Annotated in this window: 8 protein-coding genes; 2 read left to right on the plus strand and 6 right to left on the minus strand. The window is 75.0% G+C overall.

Annotated elements, in window-relative coordinates; genetic code table 11:
• Positions 1 to 94: 94 nt before the first annotated feature.
• A complete protein-coding gene (locus ACFWXO_RS44130; protein WP_380532610.1) occupies positions 95 to 838 on the minus strand; it encodes a LuxR C-terminal-related transcriptional regulator in 744 nt (247 codons plus the stop codon).
• A gap of 221 nt (positions 839 to 1059) precedes the next feature.
• Here ACFWXO_RS44130 and ACFWXO_RS44135 point away from each other — a divergent pair, with 221 nt between their 5' ends.
• Entirely contained in the window at positions 1060 to 2502 is a 1443-nt protein-coding gene (locus tag ACFWXO_RS44135) for a hydrolytic protein (RefSeq protein WP_380532613.1), read from the plus strand.
• A 421-nt stretch (positions 2503 to 2923) separates the two neighbouring features.
• Positions 2924 to 4261 carry a DUF4157 domain-containing protein gene (locus ACFWXO_RS44140; protein WP_380532617.1) on the plus strand — a complete coding sequence of 446 codons (1338 nt, stop codon included), beginning with the start codon at positions 2924 to 2926 and terminating at the stop codon, positions 4259 to 4261.
• A 61-nt stretch (positions 4262 to 4322) separates the two neighbouring features.
• Here the strand turns inward: ACFWXO_RS44140 and ACFWXO_RS44145 are convergent, their stop codons facing one another.
• Genes ACFWXO_RS44145 through ACFWXO_RS44165 form a run of 5 tightly spaced genes read right to left on the minus strand, consistent with a single transcriptional unit; the run spans position 4323 to position 8506 of the window.
• Positions 4323 to 4895, minus strand: a complete 573-nt coding sequence (locus ACFWXO_RS44145) for a hypothetical protein (RefSeq protein WP_380532619.1) — start codon at positions 4893 to 4895, stop codon at positions 4323 to 4325.
• Positions 4892 to 6283 (minus strand): hypothetical protein, encoded by a 1392-nt coding sequence (locus ACFWXO_RS44150; protein ID WP_380532622.1) that lies wholly within the window; start codon positions 6281 to 6283, stop codon positions 4892 to 4894. The genes ACFWXO_RS44145 and ACFWXO_RS44150 overlap by 4 nt, the downstream gene beginning before the upstream one ends.
• On the minus strand, positions 6280 to 7089 hold the full coding sequence (locus tag ACFWXO_RS44155; RefSeq protein ID WP_375893457.1) for an ATP-binding cassette domain-containing protein: 810 nt from the start codon (positions 7087 to 7089) through the stop codon (positions 6280 to 6282). The genes ACFWXO_RS44150 and ACFWXO_RS44155 overlap by 4 nt, the downstream gene beginning before the upstream one ends.
• Before the next feature lie 32 nt (positions 7090 to 7121).
• Positions 7122 to 7949 carry a zf-HC2 domain-containing protein gene (locus tag ACFWXO_RS44160; RefSeq protein WP_380532624.1) on the minus strand — a complete coding sequence of 276 codons (828 nt, stop codon included), beginning with the start codon at positions 7947 to 7949 and terminating at the stop codon, positions 7122 to 7124.
• Complete coding sequence (locus tag ACFWXO_RS44165; protein WP_375893453.1) at positions 7946 to 8506, minus strand: RNA polymerase sigma factor; 561 nt, start codon at positions 8504 to 8506, stop codon at positions 7946 to 7948. Before ACFWXO_RS44165 ends, ACFWXO_RS44160 begins: the two co-directional genes overlap by 4 nt.
• Positions 8507 to 8706 lie beyond the last annotated feature (200 nt).

Consider the following 8706-nt stretch of genomic DNA (forward strand, 5'->3'; position numbering starts at 1 on the left):
ATGACCACCCGCCTGACCGCCAGCCCCGACAGAATCGGGCAATACCTCCGCCCGAAACCCTTCGCGGCAGCCTAAATCGGTATCGAACGCCCTCTCAGATCAGGCCGCGCCGCATCGCGTACCCCACCGCGTGCGCCCGGTTGCGCAGCCCGAGCCGGGTGATGATCTCGTGCAGCACGTTCTTGACGGTGCGTTCCGAGTACGAGGTCTTGGCCGCGATCTCGCTGGTGTCGAAGCCCTCGGCGACCAGCCGCAGCATCTCCGCCTCCCGGGCCGTCAGGGTGGACAGGGTGAGGCCGCGCCCGTCGAGCATGGTGCGCTGGAGCGTCCCGATCCGGTCGAGCAGTTCGCCGAGGAGGTCCCCGGGCATCACCCCCTCGCCGTTGGCCAGGGCGGTGATCAGGTGCACCAGCCGGTCCTGGTCCGCCTCCGAGCGGCGCAGCACGGCGGCGACGCCGTGCTCGACGATGGTCTGCAGCCCGCCGGCCTCGAACTGGCCGACCACCAGGCCGATCCGGCCCGAGGTGGCGAGGCGCAGCCGGCGCAGGTGGTCGGCGACCGCCTCGGTCAGGGCGTCCACGACCAGCAGGGAGACCTCCGCCCGGCCCGCGTCGGCCTCGCTGAGGAGTTCCACCTCGGGCCGCTGGCGCAGCTGTTGGACCACCCCGGTCTGCAGGATCAGGTCCTCGGCGTACACCGCCACGGGTATCTGGGCGGGCCGGGGGCGCCCCTGCACCGGGATCCGTGCCCCGGCCGGGCGGGTGGTCACGGATGGCGGTGCGGCCGACCCCTTGCGGCTGGTGACGGCTTCCACTCGGGTCGCCTCGATCGATGTCATCGGAACACTCCATTCTCCTGCGGTCCTGCGGCTGTTGCGGCCCGGCGCTGTGGCGCGGGGCCGGTCGGGGCCCGGTGCGGGCCCGGTGCGGGCTCTGAGCCCGCGCGGTCGGTGGCGGCGGCGCCGGGCAGGGCCGGTCCGTCCGTACGGGCAAGGGGTGTGCCCACGGCTTGCCCGTACGGCCCTCTCCGCGGACGGTCCTCCGGCCCTACCGTCACGCCATGACCACTTCCGCCGAACTCGGCCTGCCCGCGCTGACGGTGGCGCCCGGTGGCGTGGCCACCACGACGCTGACGGTGCGCAACGACCTCGACATCGTCGAGGCGTACACGCTGGAGGTGGTCGGCGACTGCGCCGCGTGGACCACGGTCGAGCCGGCCCGGGTCTCGCTCTTCCCCGGGACGTCCGAGACGGTGACGGTGCGCCTCGCCCCACCGCGCTCGCCCGCCGCCCGGGCCGGGGACTTCCCGCTCGGCATCCGGGTCCTGCCGACCGAGCGACCCGAGCTGGTGACGGTGCCGGAGACCACGGTCACCGTGACGCCCTTCCAGGAGCTGCAGGCCGCGCTCGCGCCCCGGCGCCGCCGGGGCTGGCTGCGCGGCCGCTACCGCACCTCGGTGCGCAACCTCGGCAACGCCCCGGGCACCGTGGTGCTCACCCCCGGCCAGGCCGGCGAGGAGCTGCGGTTCCGGGCGACCCCGGAGCGGCTGCGCCTGGAGCCCGGCGAGTCCGGGGAGCTGCGGTTGCAGGCCCGGGCCCGCAAGCTGATCTGGTTCGGGAAGCAGGCCTCCTGGCCGTTCGAGGTGGCGGTGGGTCCCGAGCCGGCCCCTGCGGGCAAGGCCTCCGACGGCAGGGGCAAGGACGGCAAGGACGGCAAGGACGGCAAGGACACCGGCGGCGCCGCCGAGGGCACCGCCGCCACTCCCGCGCCCGCCACCCCCACCCCCGCTCCCGCGGACGCCCTCACCGCCGCCCAACGGCCGGTGCTGGAGGGCGAGTTCATCCAGCTCCCGATCTTCCCCAAGTGGCTGCTGGCCCTGCTGGCGGCGCTGATCGCCCTGCTGCTGGCCTGGTTCGCCCTGGTCCGCCCGGCGGTGCGCAGCTCCGCCAAGCAGGCCGCCGAGCAGGCCGTCGCCCAGCAGAGCGCCACCCCGGCCGTGCCCGCCGGCAGTCCCGGGGGCGGACCGGGCGCCCCCGCCGGCGGCAACCCCACCGCGCCGGGCAAGCCGGGCTCCGGGCAGCCCACCGGCAGCGGCGGCCGCCCCGCCCCCGGCCCGGGCCTGGCGGAGCCGGGCACCGGCCGGCAGAGCTCCGCGACCATCGACGTGCCGACCGGGGCCGGCGCCGCGGCCACCGGCAGCTACCAGGTGCCGCACGGCAAGGTCTTCGACATGACCGACCTCGTGATCGCCAACTTCCAGGGCGACCAGGGCGTCGTGACCATCACGGCCGGCCAGAAGGTGCTCAACACCATCGCCTTGGAGACCTTCCGCAATCAGGACTACCACTGGGTGACTCCCATCCAGGTCCCCGAGGACCAGGCTGTGACGGCGAGCGTGACCTGCGAGTCCCCGGGCACTCCGGCCTCGGGCAAGCAGGCACCCACGTGCCACGAACTCCTCAACATCAGCGGAACGTTGAGCGACATCAGGCAGGGGAACTGACCCGGTGCACACGGTGCCCTCCCCTCCCGGCGACCGGACCGGAAAGGTGCACCCGATGCCCCAACGGTGTCAATGGGCCCCTTCCGCCGGAATCACCCCGTTCTCCTCCGTGATCTTCCCCTTCCGTATCTCCTCCCACGGCCCGTGACCATGTCAACGCGGGACGGGCGTCGTGCCCGGTCCGCGCGCCGGGCGACAACCCGTTCGAACCCCGGCACCACGGGCCACGTGCCCTCCCGGGGAACCCGGCCGGGACCCCCCGGGGCAACCGACCGTTCCCCCACGGACGGCGAAGTCTGCCCCCGGCGCCCTACTGACGCGTCATCAGTACAGCAGTAGGTTTGCGCCGTTCCCACACCGGAGACGCCTTCGGGGCCGTATGCGCACCGAATCGGCACAAGGCGGAAGGAATCCGACCACCGTGCGCGCACATGAACCGGACCGGCGGGCCGACCAGCGGGGCGACCGGGGGGAATCCCCGGCCGCCCGCGCGCCCCGCCCGGGCCCGCGGCCCGGCAGTGCCCTCGCCCTGCAACGGACCCTCGGCAACGCCGCGGTGAGCCGCCTGGTCCGGGAGGCCCGGGCCGGCTCCGGCGCCCACGGCGGCCACGACTGCGCGGGCCACGGCAGCGCGGGCCACGGCGCCGAGCCGGAGGAACTGCCGCTCCAGCGCTCCCTGGTCCCCCAGGTGCTGCGCAGCGCCGGGAAGCCCCTGGACGCTCCCACCCGCAGCGAGATGGAGGCCCGCCTCGGCGCCGACTTCTCCGACGTCCGGCTGCACACCGGCAGCACGGCCGCCGCCTCCGCGGCCGAGGTCGGCGCCCGCGCCTACACCTCCGGCAACCACGTGGTGCTCGGGCCGGGCGGCGGCGACCGGCACACCCTGGCGCACGAGCTCACCCACGTCATCCAGCAGCGCCAGGGCCCGGTGGCCGGCACCGACCGCGGCGACGGCCTGCGGGTCTCCGACCCGTCCGACCGCTACGAGCGCGAGGCGGAGGCCAACGCCGTCCGCGCCCTCGCCGGCCCGCTGCAACGCGCGGAGGAGCCGCCCGCCCCCTCCCCCGCCCGGGTCGGGGGCGCGGTGCAGCGGATGCCCAAGCGGAACGCGGACGTCGCCGAGGTGCGCGGCAGCAGTCCGCCCGCGCGCACCACCCGGGGCAAGGCCCGCGCGGCGAACCTCGACCTCGCCCGGCCGGTGCTGGAGTTCGAGTCCGGCTACGAGGGCCCGGCCACCCAGAAGATGGACGACGACCAGAGCATCGGCTTCTCGCAGGTCGCCCGGTTGAAGAACCCGCCGGGCGCCCCGCAGCGGGTCTCCACCAACTACCACTTCTGGCAGGAGGTCACCGACTCCAACGTCCAGGTCGTCCGGGCGAAGGACGGCGGCTACGGCGAGCACGACTCGGCGCGCGACTGGGTCCAGGACGGCCCCTACCGCCCGAACTACACCAACGCCGTCATCGTCGACGCCCAGAACCAGATCGAGTTCAACGACAACCCGGGCTTCTCCACCTCGGCCCGGATGACCGCCGGGTACTGGCTCCAGCAGTACAGCGTCTCGTTCCGGTGGAAGGTCGCCCCGAACGCGGGCACCTGGAACCGGAACCTGCCCGCCTGGACCAGCCCCGTGGTCACCCACAGCGTGAGCTCGCAGTTCGACCCCGAGCACCCGGACGAGCCGGTCGCGATCACCGTCCACGAGGGCGGCGACCACACCTGGAACGTCGACCTGACCCCGTACACCACGGGGACGTGAAACGGCCGGGCCCCCGGGGAATCCCGGGGGCTCGGCCCAACGTGCTCGACGGTCCGGACGGTCAGCGCCTCGGGCCCATCACGGCGTACACCGCCGTGCCGACCGCCCCCAGGGCCCACGCCGTCCAGGTGGACACCGTGGTGGCCGGGGAGAAGGTCATCCAGTGCACCACCTCCCCCGCGGTGCCGGCGGTGGCCGGGCCGAGGACGGTGACCGCCAGCCAGCCGGTCGGCAGGATCCAGGCCAGGTGCGCTCCCCAGAGCGCCGCCCCGAGCGCGGCCAGGCCGGCCAGCCCGGCGGCGTCCCGGACCACGTACCCGGTCGGGGCGGGGTCCGCCCCCACCAGCCGCAGCGCCAGCAGCGCGGCGGCGGCGACCGCACCCGTCAGCAGGACGTGCGCCGCCCGGCGGGGCACCCACCGGATCGCGGCCGTCCGGTCCAGCGCGGCGTCCTGCCCGCCGAGCCCGACGGAGGCGGCCGCCACGCTCACGGTGAGGGCCAGGACGACCGTCGCCAGGTCCATCGGCCCCGGGCCGTCGTGGCAGAAGGCCCAGGCCGCCAGCAGCACCAGCAGGGCGACGGCCGCCGAGGCGGGCACCTGCCGGGAGCGCGCGTACAGGGTCAGCCACCTCATCGGGACGCCTTCCCGGTCAGCGGCGTCAGCCCGTCCCCGCAGGACAGCGCGTCGGCCCGGACCTCGGCGATCCGCGCGCGCTGCTCGGCCCGCGGCAGCGCGTTCAGCTTCTCCCAGGCGGCCGTCGCGCTCGTCCACGCGGCCCGGGCGTACGGGTCCTCCTCGGGCTTCTCCAACGGCTGGACCTGACGGTCCCCGAGCGCCCAGCTCGCGACGACGCTCTGCGCCGGGACGGAGAGCTGCCCCCCGCCCTCCCACGGGGTGCGCGGCCGGCAGTTCGGCGCCAGGCCCTGGGCGACCAGCAGCCGGGTCAGCTCCGCCCCCGTCGCCCGGGCGATCAGCGGGTCGTCGAAGTCGACCAGCACCGTGTCGGCGGACAGTTGGCGGTCGTCGCCGTTCGCGCGCAGCGTGGTCTCCTCGTGGATCGTGGCCGGCGCCCGGTCGCCCAGGGCGTCGTGCAGCACCCGCAGCGCCTCCTTGCCGGCCGGCGCGAGTACGGGCAGCTGGGTGCCGTTCGCCCGCGTCACGCACACCGGGCCGTCGCAGACCAGGGCCGCGGCGGCCCGGTCGACGACGTAGGTGTCGCGCGGGTCGCCCGGCAGGACCAGCAGGGCCAGCACCGCACCGGCCAGGACGGGGGCCGCCGCGAACAGCCGGGCCCGGGTGGTCGAGGCCGCCAGCAGCGCGAACCCGGTGCCCAGCAGGCCGAGGAACCACAGCGCCTGCCCCAGGTTCACCGCCCCGGAGAGGGTCAGCAGCATCTCGCGCGGCATGTCGGTCACCGGCGACAGCTGGGAGAGGCGGTTCGACGCCTGGCCGGACGGCAGCGCCCCGTCGGTGGTCTGCCGCAGGTACATGACCGCCACCAGGGAGCCCACCACCAGGATCGGCGGGGTGAGCACCGAGGGCAGGGTCCGCGCGAGGCCCATCCCGAACACGGCGCCCGCGACCAGGGCCAGCACCGCCACCAGCGAGATCGGCAGCCAGCCCGCCGGCAGGTAGTCGGTCTCGCCGAGGGCCACCTGGCTCCCGCCCCACAGCACCAGCAGGCCGAAGCCCGCCGCCAGCGCGAGCGCCAGCGCACCGGCGGGCAGCGCCGCACGGCGCCAGGCCGGACGCGGCGTGCTCGCCAGCAGTTCGGCCGTCCGCGAGCGGGCGTCGCGCAGTCCGTACACCGCGCCGAAGCCCACCGAGAGCGGCCACAGGTAGGCCAGCATGGAGCGGGTCGTCAGCGCCATCGACGTCCACTGTCCGGTCCACGCCGCGGTGCCCTGCCACCACAGCCCGTTGACGGCGTAGAGGACGGCCAGGCTGCCGCCCAGGACGACCAGACCGGCCCACGGGGCGACGGAGCGCCTCAGCTCGGTCCGCAGAACCCGGGTGTTCACCAGTTGCCTCCCTGCCGGCCGGAGTCACTGAGCAGCGCCGAGTAGCCGCGCTCCAGCGGGCTGTCCCCCGGGTACTCGCTGCCGCCCGCGGCGGCCAGGTCGTCCGGGGTGCCCTGGAAGACGAGGCGCCCGTCGGCGAACAGCACCACGTCGGTGCAGGCCGCCGCGACGTCCTCGACCAGGTGGGTGGAGACGACCACGCAGGTGTCCCGGCCCAGTTCCTGGAGCAGCTCGCGGAAGCGCAGCCGCTGCGCCGGGTCCAGACCGGCCGTCGGCTCGTCCAGCAGCAGCACCGCGGGGTCGTTGACGATCGCCTGGGCGATGCCGGCCCGCCGCACCATGCCGCCGGACAGGGTCTTCATCCGGTGGTCGGCGCGGTCCGCCAGGCCCACCCGCTCCACGGCCCGCTGGACGGCCGCGGGGATGTCCTGCTTCGGCACCTCCTTCAACCAGGCCATGTACTCCACGAACTCCCGCACGGTGAAGCGCTTGTAGTAGCCGAAGTCCTGCGGCAAGTAGCCGATCCGGCGCCGCAGCGCCCGGTGGTCGCCCAGCCCGGCGACGGAGGTGCCGAGCAGCTCCAGTTCGCCGCCGGCCGGTCGCAGCACCGTCGCGAGCGCCCTGATCAGGCTGGTCTTGCCCGCGCCGTTGGGCCCCAGCAGGCCGTGGGCGCCGAGCCCCAGGGAGAGGTCGAGGCCGTCGACGGCCATCTTCTTCCGGCCGACCCGCACTCTCAGGTCACTGGCCCGGATCTCCCAGGCGTAGGTCTTCGGCGCGATGTCGGCCGCGCTCGTCATGGGCGCCATGCGGTGGCCCCTTTCGAGGGTCGATGGTGTTGTCACAACGTCGAGTAGGTGTTCCGGCGGGCGATCACGGCGGCGACCCCCAGCACGAGGAGCAGGCCCCACACCGGCAGCCGGCCCGGCTCCAGGGCGAGCCACAGGGCCGCGGGGGTACGTCCGGTCACGGCGGCGGGAAGGAGCACGGCGACGCTCCAGAGGGCCGCCAGAGCGACCGCGGCGCGGGCCACCCCGACGACGCTGCCCAGGGCCAGCGCCGTGGACGTGAAGGCGAGCGAGGGCAGCAGCCACTGGGCGGCCGTCATGGTGCCGGTCAGCCACCCCGTCAGCAGGAGCCCGGGCACGACCACGGCGAGCACCGCCGTGGTGCGCCTGAGCAGCAGGGGCAGACCCGCGCGGGCGGTCGAGGCGGTCAGCTCGTACACCGGGTCCAGGGCACGCGACCACGCCGCGGCGACGCCGAACAGCGGCAGCACGGGCGCCAGCAGCGACAGCGGCGAGGCACCGCCGAGCGATCCCGACGGCGCGAGCGCGTCCAGCAGCAGCGCCAGCAGGGTGACGGTGACGGTCATGGCCAGCCACGGCCCCGTCGCGGGCGTCAGCCAGGCCGACAACCACCGCGGACGGCGCCACCGGGCGGGCGCCCGGACCTCGGCGTCCAACTGCGGCGCCAGGCCGGTCCGCACGGTGTCCAGCAGCGCGGCGACCTCGGGCGCCTCGGTGACGACCGAGGCCGCCAGCAGCGCCCGGCACGGCGCACAGGTCTCCAAGTGGGCCTCCAGTGCCCACACCGTGTCCGCGGCCATCGCCGCGTCCCCCCGCGCGTAGTCGGCGACGAGCCGCCGGGACGCGTGTTCCTCCGTCATGCCAGTGCCTCCCGCATCGCGATCCGAGCTCGCCGGGCACGGGTCTTGACCGTGCCTTCGGGCAGTCTGAGCAGCACGGCCGTCTCCCGGACGGACAGCCCGTCCAGCACCGTGGCCTGCAGCACCTCGCGCAGTTCCGGGGCCAGGCGCCGCAGCGCGTCGCCCACGTCGCCGCCGACCGTCCCGGCGAGCGCCTCCTCCTCCGCCCCGGGCACCACCGCCCGCTCGGCGGCGGCCACCGGCGGCTCGGCGTGGTGGGCCCGGCGCCGGAACGCGTCGACCAGCCGGCGCGCCGCGATCGTCCACAGCCACCCGACGGCCGAACCGCCCACGGCGCTCCCGGCGAACGCGCCGGCCGCGCGCCACACCGCCAGATAGGTCTCCTGCATGACCTCGGCGACGATCTGCTCGTCCGCGCAGCGACGGCGCAACCGCACCGCCAGCCACGGCGACGTCCGGCGGTACAGCTCGTCGAACGCCCCGCGGTCGCCCTTGGCCACGAGCCGGAGGAGGCGTTCCTCGTCCAGCTCGTCCAGTGCTCTCCTACGTGATCTCACACCAGCCAGACGCCCGGTCCGGCGCGCAGGTTCTTGATCCGGCGTGACCTGCGTCACAGTGCGGGTCGCCCCTTTCCGTGGAAATGCGGACCCGGAAATGCGAAAAGGGCCCCCCCCCCCCACCCCGGGGGGGGAAAGGAAATAATTTTATTGTGGGGGGCCACACACACCAACAGACCCCCCCCCCCACACACACCCCA

This window comes from Kitasatospora sp. NPDC059088 (genome assembly GCF_042738155.1).
Classification (GTDB): Bacteria; Actinomycetota; Actinomycetes; order Streptomycetales; family Streptomycetaceae; genus Kitasatospora.

Bases quoted from the DNA above. Each gene is read 5' to 3' on its own strand.
- ACFWXO_RS44135 (WP_380532613.1), top strand. From the start codon at position 1,060: ATGACCACTTCCGCCGAACTCGGCCTGCCCGCGCTGACGGTGGCGCCC.
- ACFWXO_RS44155 (WP_375893457.1), bottom strand. From the start codon at position 7,089: ATGGCGCCCATGACGAGCGCGGCCGACATCGCGCCGAAGACCTACGCC.
- ACFWXO_RS44160 (WP_380532624.1), bottom strand. From the start codon at position 7,949: ATGACGGAGGAACACGCGTCCCGGCGGCTCGTCGCCGACTACGCGCGG.
- ACFWXO_RS44130 (WP_380532610.1), bottom strand. From the start codon at position 838: ATGACATCGATCGAGGCGACCCGAGTGGAAGCCGTCACCAGCCGCAAG.
- ACFWXO_RS44145 (WP_380532619.1), bottom strand. From the start codon at position 4,895: ATGAGGTGGCTGACCCTGTACGCGCGCTCCCGGCAGGTGCCCGCCTCG.